The following is a 22,149-nucleotide window of genomic DNA, read 5'->3' as shown; positions in this document are numbered from 1 at the left end:
GGTGGCCGCATGAGCGGTACGCCGGTGCGGACCCTGCTGCTCTGGTGCCCGGACTGGCCGGTCCTCGCCGCCGAGATCGTCGACGGGGTGCCCGCCACCGGGCCGGTCGCGGTGCTGCACGCCAACCGGGTGGTCGCCTGTTCCGAGCGGGCCCGCGCCGAGGGCGTACGCCGGGGGCTGCGCAAGCGGGAGGCGCAGGGGCGCTGCCCGCAGCTCACCGTCGTCGACCACGACCCGGGCCGGGACGCCCGGGCGTTCGAGCCGGTGGTGGCCGCCGTCGAGGAGGTGGCCGTCGGGGTGGAGGTGATCCGCCCCGGGGCCTGCGCGTTGGCCGCCCGGGGGCCGACCCGCTACCTCGGCGGGGAGGAGGCGGCAGCCGAGCGGATCGTCGAGCACGTCGCCCAGAGCTGCGCGGTGGAGAGCCAGGTCGGGATCGCCGACGGGGTCTTCGCCGCCGGGCTGGCCGCCCGGGAAGGGCGGATCGTGCCGCCCGGCGGGACCCCGGAGTTCCTGGCCGCGCTGCCCGTCGAGGCGCTCGGCCGGCCCGCCCTGGCCGACCTGCTGCGTCGGCTCGGGGTGCGTACCCTCGGTGACTTCGCCGCGTTGCCCGGCGGCGACGTGCTGGCCCGGTTCGGCTTCGACGGGGCGCTGGCCCACCGGCTCGCCGCCGGTCGGGACCACCGGCCGCTCGCGGTCCGACAGCCGCCGGCCGACCTGGCGGTCACCGCCGGGTACGACGACCCGCTCGACCGGGTCGACGCCGCGGCGTTCGCCGCCCGGGCGCTGGCCGAGCAGCTGCACGAGCGGCTCGCCGCGTACGGGCTGGCCTGCACCCGGCTCGGCATCGAGGCGGTCACCGCGCACGGGCAGGAACTGCACCGGGTCTGGCGGCACGACGGCCTGCTCACCGCCGTGGCCATCGCCGACCGGGTCCGCTGGCAGTTGGACGGGTGGCTCTCCGGCGGCACCGGCCGGGGCGGCACCCGCCCGGCCCGCCCCACCGCCGGGATCATCCGGTTGCGGCTGGTGCCGGACGGGGTGCTCGCCCAGGCCGGCCTGCAACCCGGGCTGTGGGGGGAGACCGGGGAGGAGCGGGAGCGGGCGCACCGCGCGCTGAGCCGGGTGCAGGGCATCCTCGGCCCCGAGGCGGTGGTCACCGCCGTGCTCGGTGGCGGGCGTTCCCCGGCCGACCAGGTGCGTCTGGTTCCGTGGGGCGACGAACGGCTGCCCGCCCGCCCCGGCCCACCGCCGCTGCCCGCCGGCTCAACGGACGAGGCGGCCCCGCAGGCTGGGGTGGTGCGGTCGGGTGGGGTGGCGGCGGTTCCGCCGTGGCCGGGGCGGCTACCGCCGCCCGCGCCGGCCGTGGTGCTGCCGACCCCGCTCCTCGCCGCCGTGCACGACGCCGCCGGTGAGCCGGTCGGGGTCAGCGCCCGGCTGGCGGTGAGCGCCGCGCCCGCGCGGCTGGTCGTCGGCACCGGCCGGCCGGCCGAGATCGTCGGCTGGGCCGGCCCGTGGCCGGTGGACGAGCGCTGGTGGGCACCGGCCGAGGCCCGGCGTCGGGCCCGGTTCCAGGTCTGCCTCGCCGACGGGGCCGCCCTACTGCTCGCCGTCGAGGCCGGCCAATGGCTGGTGGAGGCGATCTATGACTGAGCGAGGAGGAGCGGACACGCCGAGCCGGACTCGACCCGTCGGACGCTACGAACTTGATGACGTAGCTGGATCGCCGCCCGTCTCCGGCCCGCTGATTCACCCACGTCATCAAGTTCGTAGGCGACCAACAGTCACCCGCCGTCCGGCGCTGGCCCACAGCCGAGCGGCCGGGGCGAAAGGCCGGGCGGTGGGTCGGTGAGTTTCCACAACCCGAACATGCCCTGGTCGGAGCTGGAGCAGGTGCTCTCCGGCCGGGGGCGGTCCCGGGACGAGCGGCACCTGCACGTGGTGGACCCGCTCGCGGTGGACGCCGACGGCGGCGACTCCCCGGCCTGGAACCGCAAGCGGGAGCAGTACGAGCCGCCCGAGCTGCCCCGCCCGGACGCCCCGGTGCCCTACGCGGAGCTGCACGCCCACTCCAACTTCAGCTTCCTCGACGGCGCCAGCCACCCCGAGGAGCTGGCCGAGGAGGCGGTTCGGCTGGGGCTCACCGCGCTCGCCGTCACCGACCACGACGGCTTCTACGGCGTGGTGCGCTTCGCCGAGGCGGCCCGCGCGCTGCATCTGCCGACGGTCTTCGGCGCGGAGCTCTCCCTCGGGCTGCCCGGCCCGCAGAACGGCGAGCCCGACCCGCACGGGTCGCACCTGCTGGTGCTCGCCCACGGACACGAGGGGTACGCCCGCCTCGCCGCCACCATCTCCCGCGCCCAGCTGCGCGGCGGCGAGAAGGGCCGCCCGGTCTACGGCGAGCTGGAGGAGGTCGCCGCCGAGCTGCGCGACCACGTGCTGGTGCTCACCGGCTGCCGCAAGGGGCACGTGCCCGGTGCCCTGCTCACCGAGGGTGTCGACGCCGCCGCCCGGGAGCTGGACCGGCTCACCACGCTCTTCGGTCCGGAGACGGTGGCGGTGGAGCTGACCGATCACGGCCACCCGGTCGACGCCGACCGCAACGACGCCCTGGCCGAGCTGGCCGCCGCGGCGGGGCTGCCCACGGTCGCCACGAACAACGTGCACTACGCCACCCCGGGGCGCCGTCGGTTGGCCACCACCCTGGCCGCGGTCCGCGCCCGGCGCAGCCTGGACGAGCTCGACGGCTGGCTGCCCGCCGCCGGCACCGCGCACCTGCGCAGCGGCGCGGAGATGGCGGCGCGGTTCGCCGCGTACCCGGGGGCGGTGGCGCGGGCCGCCGAGTTCGGCAGGGAACTCGCCTTCGACCTGCAACTGGTCGCGCCGCGGCTGCCGGCGTACCCGGTGCCGCCGGGGCACACCGAGATGAGCTGGTTGCGCAAGCTGACCATGGACGGCGCCCGGGAACGCTACGGTCCGCCCGAGGCGCACCCGGAGGCGTACGCGCAGCTGGAGCACGAGCTGCGGATGATCGCCGACCTGGGCTTCCCCGGCTACTTCCTGGTGGTCTACGACATCGTCGCGTTCTGCCGGGAGCAGGACATCTACTGCCAGGGGCGGGGCTCGGCGGCCAACTCGGCGGTCTGTTACGCGCTGCGGATCACCAACGTGGACGCGGTCCGGCACCGGCTGCTCTTCGAGCGCTTCCTGGCCCCGGAACGCGACGGCCCACCCGACATCGACGTGGACATCGAGTCCGACCGCCGGGAGGAGGTGATCCAGCACGTCTACGCCCGGTACGGCCGGGAGCACACCGCCCAGGTCGCCAACGTCATCTCGTACCGGCCGCGGTCGGCGGTGCGGGACGTGGCCAGGGCGTTCGGCTTCTCACCCGGGCAGCAGGACGCCTGGAGCAAGCAGATCGACCGCTGGGGCTCGGTCGCCACGGTGGACGTGGCGGACATCCCCGAGGAGGTCGTCACGTACGCCAACGAGTTGCAGAGGTTCCCCCGGCACCTGGGCATCCACTCCGGCGGCATGGTGATCTGCGACCGGCCGGTGATCGAGGTCTGCCCGGTGGAGTGGGGGCGGATGCCCGGCCGTAGCGTCCTCCAGTGGGACAAGGACGACTGCGCCGCCGTCGGGCTGGTCAAGTTCGACCTGCTCGGCCTCGGCATGCTCTCCGCGCTGCACTACGGCTACGACATGATCGGGTCCACGCTCGACCTGGGGGACATGGCCCTGGACGATCCCGAGGTCTACGCCATGCTCTGCCGGGCCGACTCGGTCGGGGTGTTCCAGGTGGAGAGCCGCGCCCAGATGGCCACCCTGCCCCGGCTCAAGCCCCGCGAGTTCTACGACCTGGTGGTGGAGGTGGCGCTGATCCGGCCCGGCCCGATCCAGGGCGGCTCGGTGCACCCGTACATCCGGCGCCGCAACGGCCAGGAGCCGGTGACGTTCCCGCACCCGCTGATGCGCAACGCGTTGGAGAAGACCCTCGGCGTGCCGCTGTTCCAGGAGCAGCTCATGCAGCTCGCCATCGATCTGGCCGGCTTCGACGCGGCCGAGGCCGACCAGTTGCGCCGGGCGATGGGGGCGAAGCGCTCGGTGGAGCGGATGGCGCAGATCGCCGACCGGCTCTACACCGGGATGGCCGAGCGGGGCATCACCGGCGAGCTGGCCGACGACGTCTACCGCAAGCTCACCGCGTTCGCCAGCTACGGCTTCCCGGAGAGCCACGCGATGAGCTTCGCCTACCTGGTGTACGCCAGTTCCTGGCTCAAGCGCTACCACCCGGGCCCGTTCCTGGCCGCCCTGCTCAACGCCCAGCCGATGGGCTTCTACTCGCCGCAGACCCTGGTCGACGACGCCCGCCGGCACGGCGTCGAGGTACGCCGGCCGGACATCAACGCCAGCGGCGCCAGGGCGGTGCTGGAGTCCACCCCGGAAACCCGGTGGGGGAGCCAACCGGGGGAGCCACCGCACGCCTGGGGGCTGGGCGGTCCGGCGGTCCGGCTCGGGCTGGGCGGCGTACGCACCCTCGGTGACGACGTGGCCGAGCGGATCGAGGCGGAGCGGACGGCGCACGGGGCGTACCGGGACATGCCGGACCTGGCCCGGCGGGTCGGCCTGACCGCCGCGCAGCTGGAGGCGTTGGCCACCGCGGACGCCTTCGCCTGCTTCGGGCTGACCCGGCGGCAGGCCCTCTGGGCCGCCGGCGCGGCGGCCCAGGACCGGCCGGGCCGGCTGCCCGGCACGGTGCCCGGCGCGGCCCCGCCCACCCTGCCCGGGATGGAGGCGGTGGACCGCCTCGTCGCCGACGTCTGGGCCACCGGCCTGTCCCCGGAGAGCCACCCGGCCCGGTTCGTCCGGGACCGGCTGGACGCCCTGGGCGCGGTGCCGATCGACCGGCTCGGCCGGGTGGAGCCGGGTCGGCGGATCCGGGTCGGCGGGATCGTCACCCACCGGCAGCGGCCGGCGACCGCGGGTGGGGTGACCTTCCTCAACCTGGAGGACGAGACCGGCATGCTCAACGTCACCTGCTCGCCGGGGCTGTGGCAGCGCTACCGGCGGGTGGCCCGCACCAGCGCGGCGCTGGTGGTGCGGGGCCGGCTGCACCGGCACGAGGGCGTCACCAGCCTCGTCGCGGACCGGCTGGACGCGATCGACCCGCCGGTCACCCCGGCCTCCCGCGACTTCCGGTGATGGGGCGCGCCGGGGCCGGGTGGGTGGCGGCTCACCCGGCCAGCGAGGCCAGCGCGGCGCCGGCGCTGCCGAGCAGCCCGAACAGCACGATCCGGCGGAACACCACCGGGGCGATCCGGTGGAACAGCCGGTTCCCCAGCCACCAGCCGAGCGGCACGGCGGGCAGCGCCGCGAGTGAGATCCACACCAGCTCGGCGTGCACCTGACCGGCGAGCAGGAATCCGGCCAGCCCGATCAGCCCGGTGCCGGAGAACGTCGCCGCCAGCGTGGCCCGGAAGGTGCGCGGGTCGTAGCCGAGCGAATGGAACGCGGCGACCAGTGGCGGCCCGTTGGTGCCGGTGGCGGCCGTGAGCACGCCGACGAGCACGCCGACCGCGCCGAGTCCGAGCCGGCCGGTGCGGATCCGGGCGCGGCTGCCGACCAGCGCCACGCAGCCCAGCACCACCACCGCGATCAGCACGCTGAGCAGCCACTCCGGCGCGTACGCGAGCACCAGCAGGCCGGCCGGCAGACCGAGCAGCGCGGTCACGTTGAGCGCGGCCGCCATCCGCCACCGGGCGTACGCGCGCTCCCGGACGGCCGTGGTGAGGGTCAGCCCGATGCCGGTCAACGCCGAGAGCACGACCGCGCTGCGGGGGTCGATCGCGGCGGTAAGCAGCGGCACGGTCAGCAACGCGTACCCGAAGCCGCTGACCGCCTGGGCGAACGCCCCGAGCAGCACGATGCCGAAGGCGCTGAGCAGGACGACCATCGGGCCAGCCTGATCGGGTCGACGGGGAGCCCGCCGCAGGCCCACGTCGCGGAGATCTTCGCCACACCGAGCCGGCGGTGGGCATGTTGTTGGTCACACCCGCGTTCCACAGACCGACGGGCCGGAGATACCGTCCGCCAGCGTGGGCAGAGTGGCCCACGCGGGAATGAAGAAGGTGGATAACGATGACGGGGAGCAACACCTATCGTGGCGTCGCCAATGCCCGCAGGACCCGGCTCGGTGCGGACTGGGTGCCGGTGCACGACACCGAGGCGCACGAGTACCCGGTGACCGACGGGCCGGTGGCCAACGCCCACCGCTCCCGCGCCGAGGAGGACCCGGCCGGAGGTGGCGAGTCCTGACCCGGGCGGCCCGGTGACTAGGCTCGGCGGAGTGGAGCAGACCCGAACCCTGACCCCTCGTACCGCCGTGGTCTGGGCGGTGCTCCGGGCCGAGCTGGACCGGCGGGCCGGCGAGCAGCTCACCGTGCTCGATGTCGGCGGCGGGACCGGCGGTTTCGCCGTCCCGCTCGCCGAGGCCGGCCACCGGGTCACCGTGGTCGACGCCAGCCCCGACGCGCTCGCCGCGCTGACCCGCCGGGCCGCCGAGGCCGGGGTCGCCGCCCGGGTACGCGCGATCCAGGGCGACGGTGACGCGCTCGCCGGGCTGGTCGAGCCGGCCACCGTCGACCTGGTGCTGTGCCACTCCGTGCTGGAGGTGGTCGACGATCCCGCCCCGGTGGCCGCCGCGCTGGTCGCCGCTCTGCGTCCCGGTGGCGCGGCCAGTGTCCTGGTCGCTGGCCGGGCGGCCGCCGTGCTGGCCCGGGCGATGAACGGGCACCTCGACGTCGCCGCCGCGCTGGCCGCCGACCCGAACGGCAGCGCCGGCCCCCGGGACACCCTGCGCCGGCGGTACGACGCCGACGACGCCGCGGCGCTGCTCACCGCCGCCGGGCTCGCCGTCGAGGAGATCCACGGCGTACGCGTGCTCGCCGATCTGCTCCCGGCCGCGGTGGCGGACGGTCAGCCGGCCGCCCTGGTCGAGCTGGAACGGGCCCTGGCGGCCCGGCCGCCGTACCGGGACCTCGCCGCCCAGCTGCACCTGTTCGCCCGCCGCCCGGCATGACCGGCCCGCCGGTCGATCCGTTCGCGGCGGTCGCGCCCCGCTACGGCGGCGGCAGCCTCGCCGACGTCCTGCCCAGCGCCCTCGCGGTGCTCGGCGTGCCCGGCGCGGCCGACCTGCTCGGCCTGGGGCCCCGGCTGGCCGGGGTACGCCGGATCGCCGTGCTGCTGGTCGACGGGCTCGGCTGGTACCAGATCCCCACCGCCGCCCCGTACGCCCCGACCCTGGCCGGCCTGGCCGCCACCGTCGGCGCCCCGCTCACCTCCGGCTTCCCCTCCACCACCCCGACCAGCCTGGTCACCCTCGGCACCGGCACGCCCTCCGGCGCGCACGGCGTGCTCGGCTTCAAGGTCCGGGTCCCCGACACCGACCGGGTACTCAGCCACATCGACTGGATCGGCGACCCGGAACCGCTGCGCTGGCAGCCCGTCCCGACCTGGTACGAGCGGGCGCGTGCCGCCGGGGTCGCGGTCACCGTGGTCAGCCGTCCCGAGTACGACGGCAGCGGCCTGACCCTGGCCGCGAACCGGGGCGGCGACTACCGGGGCGCCTCCGGCGTCGACGAGCTGGCCGGGGAGCTGCGTAGCGCGCTCGTGGCCGGCGCCGGGCCGGTCCTGGTCTCCGGCTACCACCCCGACCTGGACCGGCACGGGCACCTGAGCGGCGTCGACTCGGCGCCCTGGCGGCTCGCCGCCGCCGAGGTGGACCGGCTGCTCATCCGGCTGGTCGACGGGCTGCCGTCGGACGCCGCGCTGCTGGTCACCGCCGATCACGGTCAGCTCAACGTGCCGGACGAGCACCGGATCGACCTGGACACCGATCCCCGGCTACGCGCCGGGGTGCGGGTGGTCGCCGGCGAGCCCCGGGTGCGTTACCTGCACGTCGAGCCGGGGGCCACCGCCGACGTGGTGGCCGCCTGGTCGGCCGTGCTCGACGGCGCCGCCCGGGTGATGACCCGGGACGAGGCGGTGGCCACCGGCTGGTTCGGGCCGGTGCCCGAGGAGCACCTGCGCCGGATCGGCGACGTGGTGGTGGTCTGCCGGGACACGTACGCGGTGGTCGCCACCCGTTCGGAGCGGCCGATCGAGTCCCGGCTGGTGGCGTACCACGGCGCGGACACCGCGGCCGAGATGACCATCCCGCTCCTGGTCGTTCGCGGCTGACCGGCCGGCCGGACTGTCGGACCGGGCGGTTAGCCTGCCGGAATGGGCCGCAGCCAGTCGTTGCCCCGGGGCGGTGATCCGCGCTTCGGGCCGGACGCCGACGACACCGGCTGCCCGATCCTGCACGTCGACATGGACGCCTTCTTCGCCTCCGTCGAGGTGCGCCACCGGCCCGAGCTGCGCGGCCGGCCGGTCGTGGTGGGCGGGATCGGGCCGCGCGGCGTGGTCAGCTCGGCCAGCTACGAGGCCCGCCGGTACGGCGTCCGCAGCGCCATGCCCACCGCCCGCGCCCGGGCGCTCTGCCCGCACGCGGTCTACCTGCCACCGGATTTCGCGCGCTACTCGGCGGCCTCCCGGTCGGTGATGCGGATCTTCCGGGACGTCACCCCGCTGGTCGAGCCGCTCTCCCTGGACGAGGCGTTCCTCGACGTGGCCGGCGCCCGCCGGCTCTTCGGTTCCCCGTCCCGGATCGCCCGGCTGATCCGCCGCCGGGTCGCCGAGGAACAGGGGATCACCTGTTCGGTCGGCGTGGCGCCGAGCAAGTTCGTGGCCAAGCTCGGCTCCACCCGGGCCAAGCCGGACGGCATGCTCGTGGTGCCCGCCGCCCGGGTCCTGGACTTCCTGCACCCGCTGCCGGTGGCGGCGCTGTGGGGCGTGGGGGAGCGCTCCGCGGAGGCGCTGCGCCGGCTCGGCCTGAACACCGTGGGCGAGCTGGCCGAGGCACCGGTCGGCCTGCTCCGCCGGGCGGTCGGCGAGGCGGCCGCGACCCACCTGCACGAGCTGGCCTGGGGGCGGGACCCGCGCCGGGTCTCCCCGGAGCAGGTGGAGAAGTCGATCGGCGCCGAGGTCACCTTCGACACCGATGTCACCGACCCGGCGGAGATCCGCCGCGCCCTGCTGGCGCTGGCCGAGAAGGTCGGCACCCGGCTGCGCGCGGCCGGCCAGGTGGGGCGCACCGTGTCGCTCAAGGTCCGGCTGGCCGATTTCCGCACGGTCAGCCGGTCCCGCACCCTCACCGTGCCCACCGACACCGCACGGGAGATGTTCGACACGGCGTGGGCCCTGTGGACCGCGCTCGCCCCCGGTGAGCCGGTCCGCCTGGTCGGCGTACGCCTGGAGGGGCTGGGCGCCGCCCAGGAGACGCCGCGCCAACTCACTCTCGGCGCGCCGGAGCGCGGCTGGCGGGAGGCGGAGGCGGCGGCGGACGCTGCGGCCGCCCGATTCGGGCGGTCCGTCATAGGTCCGGCCAGTCTGCTCGGGAAGCGTGATCCACGACGGGTCGAAAAACCGAGCGGGCCATAGGTCGTCCCGCTTTCCGACGCGCGAGCCCCCTCGTAGACTTGCGGGTAAGCAGCCGGCTGGCTGCCACGGTCTGTCGGCCCGACCGGGCCGACCAACGTGACCGGGGAGGAGTGCTGTGCCGCTCTCGGAGCACGAGCAGCGGCTGTTCGAGCAGATCGAGCGGTCGCTTGCCGAGGACCCCAAGTTCGCCTCGGCCGTGCGCGCCAGCGACCCGCGTTTCCACGCGCGGCGTCGCGTGCTCGTCGCTGCCGGCGTGGTCATCGCTGGTCTGGCACTGTTGATCTACGGTGCCGTGATCAAGACGCCTCCGCTGGCCGTGGCGGGCTTCGTCGTCATGCTGGCCTCACTGGGCTACGCGGTGCAGTCGCACCGGCGATCCCAGTCGCCCGACCTGCACGTGGTCGGCGGCACGACAAGCCGTCGTCCCCGGGGTCGGACGGGCCGGCGGGGTTCGTTCCTCGACCGGATGGAGGATCGGTGGCGGCAGCGCCCGGAGGGGCACCGCTGACCACGTCCCGCCGTTGAGGGGCGTGCGCGACGGCGTGTCGCCGGAACAGTCCGGCGAGCGTGGTCGCTTCTTCGTGCCGCCCGACCAGCGGCACCGCACCCGCAGCTGACCCATCCGGCCGCCCGGTCCGGTGGGGTCGACGCGGGATGCGGCAAGTTGTGGTCTCCCGGAGACCGGATGCACCCATGTGCTGCACCCGGAGTGGATCATGGGTGGAATGGCATGGTGATCCCCGCCCGCCGGCGGGGGAGCGCCGGCGGGCGGGGACCGGTCAGCGGGCCGGCCGGCCCGCCAGCAGGCGCCGCGGGTTCCAGCGCAGCAGCCGCTGGCGCAGCCGCCCGCCGCCGGCGACCAGGCGGGCCGAGCGTTCCGTCGTTGCGGTCCGCCAGCGCAGCAGCACCGAGGGCGGCAGCAGGGCCGCCATGATCCGGGTACGCCGGTCCGCCCGGCTGGCGAGCGCCCCGCGTACCGCCCGCAGCGCCGGGTGCAGTGCCTCGCCGGTCAGCGGGTCACGGGCGTAGCGGGCCCGCTCCTCGGCCCGGCCGAGCAGCCGGACCCCGTCGACCGCCCCGGCGTCCTCGGACAGCGCCTCCCGGGCCAGCCGTTCGGCGGTCGTCCGGGGGGTCTCCGTCCCGTCGACGCGGACCTGGAAGTCGACCAGGGTGTCCAACAGCTCGTCCCAGGCGGCGTGCGCGTCCGCGCGGGCCCGATCAGGGTCCACCTCGACCACGATGTCGCGTACCTCACCACGCGAGCCGGGGATGCTGGTCAACGCGGTGGCCGCCGGTGCCGGAGCCGAGGCCCGGCGGCGTCGGCGCAGCGCGGACCGCCGCAGCGCCGGCGCCGCGAGCAGCGCCAGCAGAGCGACCAGGCCGGCCGCCCACCACGGCCAGACCGGCGGCTGTTCGGTGGGGCCGCTGTCGCCCAGGGAGAGACCCTGGTCGGCGTCCTTGTCGAGCCGGTCCCGGCCGTTCGGGCCGGCCGAGGGGTCCACCCCACCCGGGGCGGTGGTGCCTCCGGCCGACGGGGCGATCTCGTCCGGGGCGTCGGCGTCCGGGGCCCAGGCCGACCGGACCGAGCCCGGCACGCCGGCCGCCGGGGTGGCGTCGAACGGCACCCAGCCGATGCTGTCGAAGTAGACCTCCGTCCAGGCGTGCAGGTTCTTGTTGGTCAGCACATAGGTGCCGCCGGAGTTGCTGCCGTTGGTGAAGCCGAAGGCCACCCGGGCCCGGATACCGGCGGCCCGGACCAGCCAGGCCATCGAGGCGGCGTACTGCTGGCAGAAGCCCACCTTGGTGTCGAGGAAATCGGTGATGTCCTCGCCGCTGGTGCCACCACGGGTGGAGAGCGAGTACCTGAACCCGTTCTCCACCGAGAAGTAGTCGTAGATCGCCCGGACCTTGTCGTAGTCGTTCTGCTTGCCCTTGATCAGCCGGTCAACCAGCTCGTTGACCGCGCGGATCGGCGGCGGAACGGCCTGCTGGCGCAGCACCGGGTCGTCGGCCGGCAGGGAGGGCGCCGCGCGCAGCGTCGAGGGGCTGTACGTCGAGCGTACGTAGTCGAACGAGTACCGCTTGCCCCGCGAGTTCTCGCGGTTGGAGAAGATGATCTGGAGACTCGGGTCGTAGCGCCAGTTGCCGCCGAGGTTCTCGGTCTTCACCGGCTCGGCGTAGACCGGCAGCAGCGGCATGTCGAGGTGCTTCACCTCGACCGTGGCCCGGTAGCGGTGCTGTTCGACGCCGTTGCCAACTCGCGCTGACGGGTCCGGCAGGTCCCGGTTCACCGGCTGCCCGCTGGGTACGCGGTCCCGGAAGCCGCTCGGGCTCAGCTCGTCGGCCACTCCGAAGCGCAGGTAGAACGGTGTGGGCTCGTTGGTGGTGACCCTGACCAGCTCGGTCACCTCGTTCCGGGTGAGCTGGCCGCTGAGCGCGGCGAACAGGTTGACCCGGCCGGGACTGCCGCCCTGGCCGGACCGGCCGTTGCCGTTGCCGGTCGAGTCGCCCATCGTGTCCAGCAGCCCGCCGGTCATCCCGGGCACGGCCAGCGGCAGCGCCACCGCGAGGGCCACCCCGACCACGGCGAGCCGGCGACCCGCCGCAGCCAGCGGTGACGCCTCCCAGACGTCGACGTCGCGACCCTCGCCGGTGAACCGGCGGCCGAACCGGCGTACCCGGTCGACGTTGTCGGTGACCAGCAGCCACAGGTAGCCGCAGGCGCCCACCACGAACGGGGTGGCCGGGACGGTGTCGACGTAGACCGCCACCGGCACCGAGTAGATGGCCAGCATCGGCAGCCCGGCCAGTGCCGGCCGGCGCAGCCCGACGGTGAGCACGTCCACCACCACCGCCACGACGCCGATGCCCAGCACGGCGAGGAAGAGCAGCGAGTCGACGTCCTTCACCTTCACGCCGTACGTGCGCATGTCCTGCATGGACGCGCCGAGCAGCTCGCCGAAGCGGGCGAAGGTGCCCGGGGTGGGCAGGAACGTCAGCAGCTCGGTGCCGCTCGGGAAGACCCAGGTCAGGCCCAGCATGAGGCCGGCGAGCATGGCGATGATCTGGCCCCACAGGGGTGCCCGGGCCAGCCGGCTCAGCGCGGCGGCGCCGGCCACCAGGGCGACCACGATGGCCGCCTCGATCAGCCACGTCCAGTGCTGGAAGATCGCCGACAACGGCGCCGCGGCCAGCAGGGTCGCCGCCGCGGCGACGAAGCCGAGGTTGCGGTGCGCGCTCACGCCGCCGCCTCGCTTCGCTCTCCGACGGCGCGACGCGCCCCGGTGCAGAGCCAAATGGTTCGCTCGCTCCGCTCGCTCACGAGTCCGCCCTTTCGGTCATCGCACGCCTCCGGCCACCGTCTCGGCCAGGGCCGCCCGTAGCGCGAAGCCCTGCGAGCCCCGGGCCGCCTGCGGCCAGAGCATGGGCAGCCGGTTGCCGTGCGCCACGCCGATCACCCGCCATCCGGCTTGCAACAGGGCGAGCGCGGCCGTGCCGTGCGCGCGTTCCGCCTCGGCCCGGGCCTTCGGCGGCAGGTTCTGCCAGGTGGTGCTGTCGAGCAGGAAACCGACGCAGGTCGCGCCGTTGCCGCGCAGGCCGGCCAGCAGTTCCGCCTCGGCGGTGCTCAGCGCGCCGAACAACGCGATGATCATCCCGCCGTCGGACCGCTGCCGGACCTGCTGCACCAGGGTGGTGATCTCACCGCGCTGCGCCAGGCGTACGTCGGCGAGGTGATCGAGGAACAGCCCCTCGCCGGCCGCCTCGGTGGCGTCCACGTCCACACCGGAGCCGGTGACCAGGCGCAGCTTGTAGCCGGCCTGGCGCAGGTGCACGGCGATGCTGGCGGCGGCCGAGACCGCCCATTCGAAGCTGGCCGTCGGCCCGTCACCGCGATGCCCGGCGGCGCGGGTGTCCAGGACGACCGTGGCCCGGCTCTCCCAGGGCTGCTCCTCCCGGCGCACCATCAGCTCGCCGGTGCGGGCCGTCGACTTCCAGTGCACCCGGCGCAGGTCGTCGCCCACCCGGTACTCCCGGGTGGCGGCGTCGTCCTCGCCGTGCACCGCGACCGAGCGGGCCCGGCTGTCGCCGCTGCCGGCGTACTCGCCGGGGAGGCGGACCGGCGGCAACGGGGTGACCTGCGGGATGACCGTGAGGTGGTCGACGCTGGGGAAGGCGCGGCTGAGCTCGCAGAGCCCGAACGGGTCGGTCAGGCGGATCACCAGCGGGCCCACCTCGTACCGGCCGCGCACGTCGGCCCGGACGGTGTACGCCACCGAGCTGGCCTGGTGCGCGCCGAGGCGTTCCAGCACCACCCGGGGCCGGCTGCCCAGCGCGTACGGCAGCCGGTCCTCCAGCAGCAGGGTGCCGGTGGGCAGCCGGGACAGGTTCTGCAGGCGCAGCACCACCCGGGAGCTGGCCCCGACCGGCACCCGGTGCGGCTCCAGCGAGCGGTTGCAGGCGAGCTTGTAGCGGCTGCGGCCCACGTAGGCCGCCGCGAGCAGCGGCAGGATGGCGAGCAGGACGGCCACCCGGAGCAGGTCCTTCTCGCCAAGGATGGCGGCGGAGAGGACGGCGGCGACCGCGGCCGCCAGGAAGGAGCGGCCGCGGGTGGTCAGCCCGCGCAGCCCGTCGCGCACCTCACGGCCTCCGCGGCTCGAACGGGCCACGACCGCTGCCGCCGGCCCGGTTGTCGTACGAGGAGCGCTTGCGGTCGTTCGGCACCGGCAGCCGGTGCACCAGCTCGGCGACGATCGCGTCGGTGGTGCGGCGGGCCAGCTGCGCGTCGGCGGTCGGGATGATCCGGTGCGCCAGCACCGGCACCGCGAGGGCCTGCAGGTCGTCCGGGAGGACGTAGTCCCGCCCCTCCAGGGCGGCCACCGCGCGGGCGGTGCGCAGCAGCTGCAGGGTGGCCCGCGGGGACGCGCCGAGCCGCAGGTCGGGTGCCTCGCGGGTGGCGGTGACCAGGTCGATGGCGTACTGCTTGACCGGGTCGGCGACGTGCACCTGCCGGACGTGACCGATGAGCTGGCGGACGGTCGCCGCGTCGGAGACCGGGCGCAGCTCGTGGAGCGGGTCGGTGGCGCCGTGACCGTCCAGCATGGCCAGCTCGGCCCCCGCGTCCGGGTAGCCCATCGCGATCCGGGCGGTGAACCGGTCGCGCTGCGCCTCCGGCAGCGGGTACGTCCCCTCCATCTCGATCGGGTTCTGCGTCGCGATCACCATGAACGGGGTCTGTAGCTGGTAGGTGACGCCGTCGACGGTGACCTGACGCTCCTCCATGCATTCGAGCAGGGCGGACTGGGTCTTCGGCGAGGCCCGGTTGATCTCGTCGCCGACCACCAGGTTGGCGAAGACCGCGCCCGGGCGGAACTCGAAGTCGTGCGTCTCCTGGTTGTAGACGCTGACCCCGGTGACATCGCTGGGCAGCAGGTCGGGGGTGAACTGGATCCGACGGACCGAGCAGTCGATCGAGCGCGCGAGGGCCTTGGCGAGCTTGGTCTTGCCGACGCCGGGCACGTCCTCGATCAGCAGGTGCCCCTCGGCGAGCAGCACGGCCAGGGCGAGCCGGACGGTGGCCGTCTTGCCCTCGATGACCTGCTCGATGTTGGCCACGATGGCCTCGCTGGCGGCGCGGAACTCGTCGTGCGGCAGCAGACCGCCCACCTCGTCCCAGGTCTGTTGTGTCACGGGCCTCCTCCTCGTCGCCTGGACGGCAGCTCTGATTAAGAGCACCTGGACCCGCCGTTGGGTTCGCGACGCCGAGCCTCGTTTGCCGCAGAAATCTCACTGGCCTCTCAGGCTAACCATGTTTGTCGTCCCCGCCGACCCCCGCAGCCGGTCCGTCGCTTACGCCGGGAATATTCCCCGGACCGGGGGAATGTCCCGCTCGATGGAGCGGGCCGGATGACCGTCGGGCGGGGGGAGTACACTGCGGGTCATGGCCGGAGTGTTCCTGCTTCTTACCGAGCCGTGCTGATGCGCTGAGCGCGCGACAGCACGGCAGCCCCTCCTGCGCGAGGGGCTTTTTTGTGCCCGCAGCAGACCTCCCCATATCCGACATGACCCGCGCCGAGGAGACGCCATGAGTGAGGCAGCCGCACCGGCGACCGACATCCCCCCGTTCCGGTACACCGCGGCCCTGGCCGAGGAGATCGAACACCGCTGGCAGGACACCTGGGAGCGGGAGGGCACCTTCCACGCGCCGAACCCGACCGGCCCTCTCGCCGACCCGGACCACCCCCGCGCGGGCGCCGAGAAGCTGTACGTGCTGGACATGTTCCCGTACCCCTCGGGTGCGGGCCTGCACGTGGGCCACCCGCTGGGTTACATCGGCACCGACTGCTACGCCCGCTACCAGCGGATGGCCGGGCGCAACGTGCTGCACGCGATGGGCTTCGACGCGTTCGGCCTGCCCGCCGAGCAGTACGCGGTGCAGACCGGCACCCACCCCAGGACCACCACCGAGGCGAACATCGAGCGCTACAAGGCGCAGCTGCGTCGGCTGGGAATGGCCCACGACGAGCGCCGCTCGGTGGCCACCATCGACACCGACTTCTACCGCTGGACCCAGTGGATCTTCCTGCAGATCTTCAACTCCTGGTACGACCCGGAGGCGAGGAAGGCCCGGCCGATCGCCGAGCTGACCGCCGCGTTCGAGAAGGGCGACCGGCCCACCCCGGACGGCCGCCCGTGGGCCGAGCTGACCGTGGGCGAGCGGCGGAAGGTCGTCGACGACCACCGGCTGGCGTACGTCTCGGAGGCGCCGGTGAACTGGTGCCCGGGGCTGGGCACGGTGCTGGCCAACGAGGAGGTCACCGCCGACGGCCGCTCCGAGCGGGGCAACTTCCCGGTCTTCAAGCGGAACCTGAAGCAGTGGATGATGCGGATCACCGCGTACGGTGACCGGCTGCTGGACGACCTGGAGACGCTGGACTGGCCCGAGCCGATCAAGCTGATGCAGCGCAACTGGATCGGCCGGTCCACCGGCGCGCACATCGACTTCCCGACCTCGACCACTGATTCCGGTTTTGCGGGCGAAGCCCGCATCAGGGTCTTCACCACCCGGCCGGACACCATCTTCGGGGCCACCTACCTGGTGCTGGCCCCCGAGCACGAGCTGGTCGACGTGCTGGTGCCGGCCGCCTGGCCGGAGGGGACGAGGGACGCCTGGACCGGTGGGCACGCCAGCCCGCGGGTCGCCGTCGAGGCGTACCGGAAGGCCGCCGCGGCCAAGACGGACGTGGAACGGCAGGCGGAGACCAAGGAGAAGACCGGCGTCTTCGTCGGCGCGTACGCCACCAACCCGGTCACCGGCGGGCGCATCCCGATCTTCATCGCGGACTACGTGCTGGCCGGCTACGGCACCGGCGCGATCATGGCGGTGCCCGCCCAGGACGAGCGGGACTGGGACTTCGCCGAGGTCTTCGACCTGCCGATCGTGCGGACCGTGCAGCCGGCGGAGGGCTTCGCCGGCAAGGCGTACACCGGGGACGGCCCGGCGATCAACAGCGCCGCGCCCGACCGCGGCCTGGACCTGAACGGTCTGGGGGTGGCCGACGCCAAGGCGCGGATCATCGAGTGGCTGGAGGCCAACGGGCACGGCACCGGCGCGGTCACCTGGCGGCTGCGCGACTGGCTGTTCTCCCGGCAGCGCTACTGGGGCGAGCCGTTCCCGATCGTGTACGACGAGACCGGCACGCCGATCGCGCTGCCCGAGTCGATGCTGCCGGTCGAGCTGCCCGAGGTGGACGACTTCTCGCCGCGTACCTTCGACCCGGAGGACGCCGCGAGCAACCCGGAGACCCCGCTGTCCCGGCGGCGCGACTGGGTCGAGGTGGAGCTGGACCTGGGCGACGGGCCGAAGCGTTACACCCGCGAGACCAACGTGATGCCGCAGTGGGCCGGCTCCTGCTGGTACGAGCTGCGCTACGTCGACCCGACCAACGGCGAGCGCTTCGTCGACCCGGAGAACGAGGCGTACTGGATGGGCCCGCAGGGCCCCGGCGACTGCGGTGGCACCGACCTGTACGTCGGCGGCCAGGAGCACGCCGTGCTGCACCTGCTGTACGCCCGGTTCTGGCACAAGGTGCTGTACGACCTGGGCCACGTCTCGTCGTTCGAGCCGTTCCGCAAGCTGTTCAACCAGGGCTACATCCAGGCGTACGCCTACGCCGACGCCCGGGGCGTCTACGTGCCCGCCGAGGAGGTCGTCGAGGTGGACGGCCGGTTCTTCCACGGCGAGACCGAGGTCAAGCGCGAGTACGGCAAGATGGGCAAGTCGCTGAGGAACGTCGTCACCCCCGACGAGATGTGCGCGGCGTACGGCGCGGACACCTTCCGGGTGTACGAGATGTCGATGGGTCCGCTGGAGGTGTCCCGCCCGTGGGAGACCCGGGCGGTGGTCGGCTCGTACCGGTTCCTGCAGCGGGTCTGGCGGGCGGTCGTCGACGAGCAGACCGGCGAGCTGCGGGTCACCGACGCGCCGGCCGACGAGGCGACCCGGCGGCTGCTGCACAGGGTCATCGACGGGGTTCGCGGCGACATGGAGGGGATCCGGTTCAACACCGCGATCGCCAAGCTGATCGAGCTGACCAACGCGCTGACCCGGCTGCCCGGCACCCCGCGCGAGGTGGCCGAGCCGCTGGTGCTGATGGTGGCCCCGTTCGCCCCGCACATCGCGGAGGAACTGTGGCGGCGGATGGGCCACGACACCTCCCTGGCGTACGCGGACTTCCCGACCGCCGACCCGGCGCTGCTGGTCGCCGAGACGGTGACCTATCCGGTGCAGGTCAACGGCAAGGTGCGCGGCCGGATCGAGGTGCCCGCCGACGCGTCCGAGGACGACGTCCGCGCGGCCGCCCTGGAAGCGGTCGCCGGTGCGCTGGGCGGCAAGGAGCCCCGCAAGGTCATCGTGGTGAAGGGCCGCATGGTCTCCGTCGTCGCCTGACCCGCCGCGCGCTCGCGCACCCCGGCCCGCGTGCCGGGGAGCGCGGCCGCGGGGCGTTCGCGCGGTTTCACGGAAAGAGTGGCCATTCCGCGAAGGATGGCCACTCTTTCCGTGCACTTGGGCGCTCGGGTGGGCAGGTGTGCCCGGTGCCGCTTTCGAGCCGATGCGCTGCTCTCAGCTCGGGGCCGGCCGGCGCTCGGCGCGCCACCACGTGCGGATGATGAACACGCTGGCGATCAGGCCGAGGCCGGCCGGTGCGGCCGCGTACCAGTTGATCTGGCCGGGGGAGGTGACGGCCGCGCCGATCGCCGCGTACCCGACGGCGGTGGGGACGGCGGCGATCACGCTGCCGGCCAGGAACGGCAGCAGCCGCGCCCCGGTGGTGCCGTAGCCGTAGCTGACCAGCCCGAACCCGGCGATCGGCAGCAGCCGTACGGTGATCACCCCGAGTACGCTCTGCCGGGCGAACCAGCCGTCCAGTCGGGCCAGCCGACCGCGGACCCGCTCGGCCACGAACTGCCGGCCCAGCAGGCGGCCGACCGTGAAGCCGAGCGCCGCCGCGAGCAGCGCCGCGCCGAGGGCGTACGCGGTGCCCGCCAGCGGGCCGAAGATCGCGCCCGCGGCGAGCGTGACCAAGGTACGCGGGACCAGCGCCACCATCAGCAACGCCCCGCCCAGGACTGCCGCGACCGGGGCGTACCCGCCGAGGGAGAGGGCGAGCCGGGGCAGGTCGGCCGGGTCCGGTCGGGGCACCAGCAGCAGGGCCACCCCGCACCCGGCGAGCAGCAGGAGCAGCAGCCCGAACCGGCGCGCGGACGGCTGCCGGAGCAGCGCGGCGAACCGGCCCGCGGCTGGCCGCCGGGCGGTGGGGGTCACACCCGGGCGGCGGCGGCCACCGCGGCGCGACGCTCGGACCGGAGCCGGTCGGCCCAGGTGTCGTCGATCGCGGGAAGCTGGTGGATGCCGGTCGCCCAGCGCAGCAGCAGGTCGGCCAGGGCCGGGTTGCGGGCCAGCGCCGGGCCGTGCGAGTAGGTGCCGAGCAGCTTGCCCCGCCAGGCGCCCTCGGTCACCCCGTCGTTGCCGACCCCGGCCGTGACCCGGGCCAGCGGCGACACCCCGGGTCCGAGGTGGGTCCGCCCGCCGTGGTTCTCGAAGCCGGTCAGGTACGGGATGCCCAGCCGCCCGTCGACGTCGCCGGCCAGCTCTCCGACGGCCCGGGAGGGGCCCCGGTCGGAGGAGATGTCCAGCAGCTCCAGCCCGGCGCACTTGGTGCCCTTGGCGAAGAAGGAGGTGCCGAGGAGCTGGTAGCCGGCGCAGACGCCGAACACCACCGAGCCCTGGGCCACCGCCCGGTGCAGGCCGCCGTCGGCGAGCAGTCGCTGCGCGCCCAGCGCCTGCGGGCCGTCCTCGCCGCCGCCGATCAGGTAGATGTCGGCGGTGGCGGGCAGCCGCTGGTCGGAGCGGACCTCCAGCACCTCGACCGGCATGCCGCGCAGCTGGGCCCGCCGGGCCAGGATCAGGGCATTGCCCCGGTCGCCATAGGTGGACAGCAGGTCGGGGTAGACCCAGACGATGCGCACGCTCTCAGTTGACACGGTCCAGCTCCGCTCGGATGTCCTGGAAGGCGGTGTAGTTGGCGATGACCTCCAGCCGGCCCGGTGGCACCGACCGGACCGCTTCTTCGAAGCTGCGTACGTGCTGGAACGGCACGCCGTTGACGTCGAGCCGGACGGCGAGGTCGTACGCCCGGTCGCCGGTGATCAGGACCTGACGGCCGCGCAGCGGCGCGAAGTCGACGTCGTAGAGCCAGGAGGTGTCCAGCCCGTCGGGGTCGCGCGCGTTGATGGAGAGCAGGGTGGGTTCCACGTCGGCCATGTCGAACGCCTCCAGCCAGCTGGCCGGGTTCTTGGCCAGTAGCAGCCGGATGTTGCGCCCGTCCCGGTCGACCTGCGCGTAGCGGCCGGCGACCGAGGTGACGGCGGCGAGCCGGGAGACCGCGTCCACCGGCCGTACGCCGAACTCGGCGGCGACCGCGAGGGCGGTGGCCGCGTTGCCCACGTTGACCTTGCCGGGGAGCTGGAGCTGCACCTTGTGCCAGGCGCCGCTCGGGTCGAGCACGCCGTCCTCCTCGACGGTCCACTGCGGCTGCGGGCGACGCAGGTGGCAGCCGGTGCACCACCACTGCTCGCCGGAGCGCTGGATGGTGGAGCTGCACTCGGGGCAGACCCACGAGTCGTCGTGCCAGCGCTGGCCGGCGCTGAACCAGGTGACGTGCGGCGGGGTGTGGCCCTGGGCCGGGTCGGCGGGCGGTGTGGCGGCCCAGACCACCATCGGGTCGTCGGCGTTGGCGACCACCCGGACCTCGGGGTGCCGGACCAGCGCGGTGCGCCAGAGCTGCGCCATCATGGCGACCTCCTTGGCCCGGTCGAGCTGGTCGCGGGAGAGGTTGAGCAGGGCCACCACGTGCGGGTCGGTGGCCTCCAGCACCTGCGCGAGGTAGTGCTCGTCGACCTCCAGCACGGCGTACGGGGTGCTGCCGGCCTTGGCCAGGGCCGAGGTGTGGCCGGTGGGCATGTTGGCGCCGAAGGAGTTGGTCGCGACGCGGCCGAGCACGCCGACGGCGGCGGTGGTGAGCCGGGTCGTGGTGGTCTTGCCGTTGGTGCCGGACACCAGCGCGATGGCGCGGCCGGCCGACAGGTGCGCGAGCAGGTCAGGGTCGATCTTGAGGCCGATCCAGCCGCCGATCACCGAGCCGTCGCCACGACCCGCGGCCCGGGACAGCGCCGCCGCGGTGCGCGACACGGAGCTGGCCACCTTCGCCCGCAGGGGCATTTTCGCGTCCGTCACGCGAGCGAGGTTACCGGACCCCGGCGGCCGCCGGATCGTTGCCGACGGCGGACCGTTCGGGTGGGAGCGCCCGGCGGACGGCCAACACGCCTTCGCCCGGATGGAGTCGATCTATGTCGGGTAGCGGACGCGCCCCGGGGGCCACCGCCGCCCTCCACTCCACTCCACCCCCTTTGACGTGCGCTTTTGCGACCGAAAACGCCACGCCGCGCGGGCGTTTCCGGTTGCAGGTGGAGGGAAGTGGAGTAGAGTGGGGCGCGATGGTGAGGCCGGGAGGGCCACACCGGCCCGGGGGGTCAGCGGCGCCGCGAACGCCGCTCAGGGCGAGGGGGTTGGGCCGATGTTTCTCGGCACCCACACTCCGCGCCTGGACGACAAAGGCCGGTTGATCCTTCCGGCGAAGTTCCGGGATGAGCTGGCGGGGGGTGTCGTGATCACCAAAGGGCAGGAGCGCTGCCTCTACGTCTTCCCGATGCCCGAGTTCCAGCGGATCGCGGACCAGTTGCGCGCGCAGCCGATGACGAGCAAGGCGGCCCGCGCGTACAGCCGGGTCTTCTTCGCCAGCGCCCACGACGAGGTGCCGGACAAGCAGGGGCGGGTAACCATCCCCGCGCACCTGCGCTCGTACGCCGCGCTGGAGCGCGACCTGGTCGTGATCGGCGCGAGCACCCGGGTGGAGATCTGGGACAGGGCGGCCTGGGAGGCCTACCTCGCGGAGAGTGAAGACGACTTCGCCGACATCGAGGAGGGGGTGCTGCCCGGCGGTCTGTAGGGCGTGACGACGCCCGACGTACTGCGAGATCTCCAGCCGCTTT

General features: G+C 74.2%; 16 protein-coding genes. 9 read left to right on the top strand and 7 right to left on the bottom strand.

Features of this window, described 5'->3' with window-relative positions; genetic code table 11:
* Positions 1 to 9 precede the first annotated feature (9 nt).
* Together GA0070604_RS22885 and GA0070604_RS22880 are read left to right on the top strand one after the other, a co-directional pair.
* On the top strand, positions 10 to 1,650 hold the full coding sequence (locus GA0070604_RS22885) for a DNA polymerase Y family protein (protein WP_091122323.1): 1,641 nt from the start codon (positions 10 to 12) through the stop codon (positions 1,648 to 1,650).
* 195 nt (positions 1,651 to 1,845) lie between these two features.
* Positions 1,846 to 5,202, top strand: coding sequence for an error-prone DNA polymerase (locus tag GA0070604_RS22880; RefSeq protein ID WP_091122321.1), 3,357 nt, complete (start codon positions 1,846 to 1,848; stop codon positions 5,200 to 5,202).
* Positions 5,203 to 5,233: 31 nt separating this feature from the next.
* On the opposite strand, the gene GA0070604_RS22875 is transcribed toward GA0070604_RS22880, so the two are convergent.
* Positions 5,234 to 5,953, bottom strand: coding sequence for a sulfite exporter TauE/SafE family protein (locus GA0070604_RS22875; protein WP_091122318.1), 720 nt, complete (start codon positions 5,951 to 5,953; stop codon positions 5,234 to 5,236).
* Between the two features lie 185 nt (positions 5,954 to 6,138).
* Between GA0070604_RS22875 and GA0070604_RS32725 the strand changes: the two genes are divergently transcribed.
* The 5 genes from GA0070604_RS32725 (at position 6,139) to GA0070604_RS22855 (ending at position 10,048) form a co-directional block, all read left to right on the top strand.
* Positions 6,139 to 6,315, top strand: a complete 177-nt coding sequence (locus GA0070604_RS32725) for a hypothetical protein (protein ID WP_167363561.1) — start codon at positions 6,139 to 6,141, stop codon at positions 6,313 to 6,315.
* Positions 6,316 to 6,328: 13 nt separating this feature from the next.
* Entirely contained in the window at positions 6,329 to 7,078 is a 750-nt protein-coding gene (locus GA0070604_RS22870; protein WP_208602151.1) for a methyltransferase domain-containing protein, read from the top strand.
* Positions 7,075 to 8,238, top strand: coding sequence for an alkaline phosphatase family protein (locus tag GA0070604_RS22865; RefSeq protein WP_091122250.1), 1,164 nt, complete (start codon positions 7,075 to 7,077; stop codon positions 8,236 to 8,238). Before GA0070604_RS22870 ends, GA0070604_RS22865 begins: the two co-directional genes overlap by 4 nt.
* A 42-nt stretch (positions 8,239 to 8,280) precedes the next feature.
* Positions 8,281 to 9,540, top strand: a complete 1,260-nt coding sequence (locus GA0070604_RS22860; RefSeq protein WP_091122246.1) for a DNA polymerase IV — start codon at positions 8,281 to 8,283, stop codon at positions 9,538 to 9,540.
* 115 nt (positions 9,541 to 9,655) lie between these two features.
* On the top strand, positions 9,656 to 10,048 hold the full coding sequence (locus GA0070604_RS22855; protein ID WP_091122243.1) for a DUF3040 domain-containing protein: 393 nt from the start codon (positions 9,656 to 9,658) through the stop codon (positions 10,046 to 10,048).
* Between the two features lie 271 nt (positions 10,049 to 10,319).
* Here the strand turns inward: GA0070604_RS22855 and GA0070604_RS22850 are convergent, their stop codons facing one another.
* The 3 genes from GA0070604_RS22850 to GA0070604_RS22840 form a co-directional block, all read right to left on the bottom strand.
* Positions 10,320 to 12,782, bottom strand: coding sequence for a transglutaminase TgpA family protein (locus tag GA0070604_RS22850; protein ID WP_091122239.1), 2,463 nt, complete (start codon positions 12,780 to 12,782; stop codon positions 10,320 to 10,322).
* 96 nt (positions 12,783 to 12,878) lie between these two features.
* Positions 12,879 to 14,177, bottom strand: coding sequence for a DUF58 domain-containing protein (locus tag GA0070604_RS22845; RefSeq protein WP_091127344.1), 1,299 nt, complete (start codon positions 14,175 to 14,177; stop codon positions 12,879 to 12,881).
* Between the two features lies 1 nt (position 14,178).
* Positions 14,179 to 15,228: an AAA family ATPase gene (locus GA0070604_RS22840; RefSeq protein ID WP_091122235.1), complete on the bottom strand. Its 1,050-nt coding sequence runs from the start codon at positions 15,226 to 15,228 to the stop codon at positions 14,179 to 14,181.
* 394 nt (positions 15,229 to 15,622) lie between these two features.
* On the opposite strand from GA0070604_RS22840, the gene leuS reads away from it, so the two are divergent.
* Complete coding sequence (gene leuS, locus GA0070604_RS22835) at positions 15,623 to 18,487, top strand: leucine--tRNA ligase (RefSeq protein WP_091122232.1); 2,865 nt, start codon at positions 15,623 to 15,625, stop codon at positions 18,485 to 18,487.
* Between the two features lie 174 nt (positions 18,488 to 18,661).
* Here the strand turns inward: leuS and GA0070604_RS22830 are convergent, their stop codons facing one another.
* Genes GA0070604_RS22830 through GA0070604_RS22820 form a run of 3 tightly spaced genes read right to left on the bottom strand, consistent with a single transcriptional unit; the run spans position 18,662 to position 21,319 of the window.
* Complete coding sequence (locus tag GA0070604_RS22830) at positions 18,662 to 19,420, bottom strand: TVP38/TMEM64 family protein (protein WP_091127343.1); 759 nt, start codon at positions 19,418 to 19,420, stop codon at positions 18,662 to 18,664.
* Positions 19,360 to 20,082, bottom strand: a complete 723-nt coding sequence (locus tag GA0070604_RS22825; protein WP_091122229.1) for a type 1 glutamine amidotransferase — start codon at positions 20,080 to 20,082, stop codon at positions 19,360 to 19,362. Before GA0070604_RS22825 ends, GA0070604_RS22830 begins: the two co-directional genes overlap by 61 nt.
* Positions 20,072 to 21,319: a Mur ligase family protein gene (locus tag GA0070604_RS22820; RefSeq protein ID WP_091122226.1), complete on the bottom strand. Its 1,248-nt coding sequence runs from the start codon at positions 21,317 to 21,319 to the stop codon at positions 20,072 to 20,074. The genes GA0070604_RS22825 and GA0070604_RS22820 overlap by 11 nt, the downstream gene beginning before the upstream one ends.
* A gap of 355 nt (positions 21,320 to 21,674) precedes the next feature.
* Between GA0070604_RS22820 and mraZ the strand changes: the two genes are divergently transcribed.
* Entirely contained in the window at positions 21,675 to 22,106 is a 432-nt protein-coding gene (gene mraZ / locus GA0070604_RS22810; protein ID WP_091127342.1) for a division/cell wall cluster transcriptional repressor MraZ, read from the top strand.
* The last annotated feature ends 43 nt before the right edge of the window (positions 22,107 to 22,149 follow it).

The sequence above is a fragment of the Micromonospora eburnea genome, from assembly GCF_900090225.1.
GTDB lineage: Bacteria > Actinomycetota > Actinomycetes > Mycobacteriales > Micromonosporaceae > Micromonospora > Micromonospora eburnea.
This window is presented reverse-complemented; position numbering and strand designations above follow the sequence as displayed.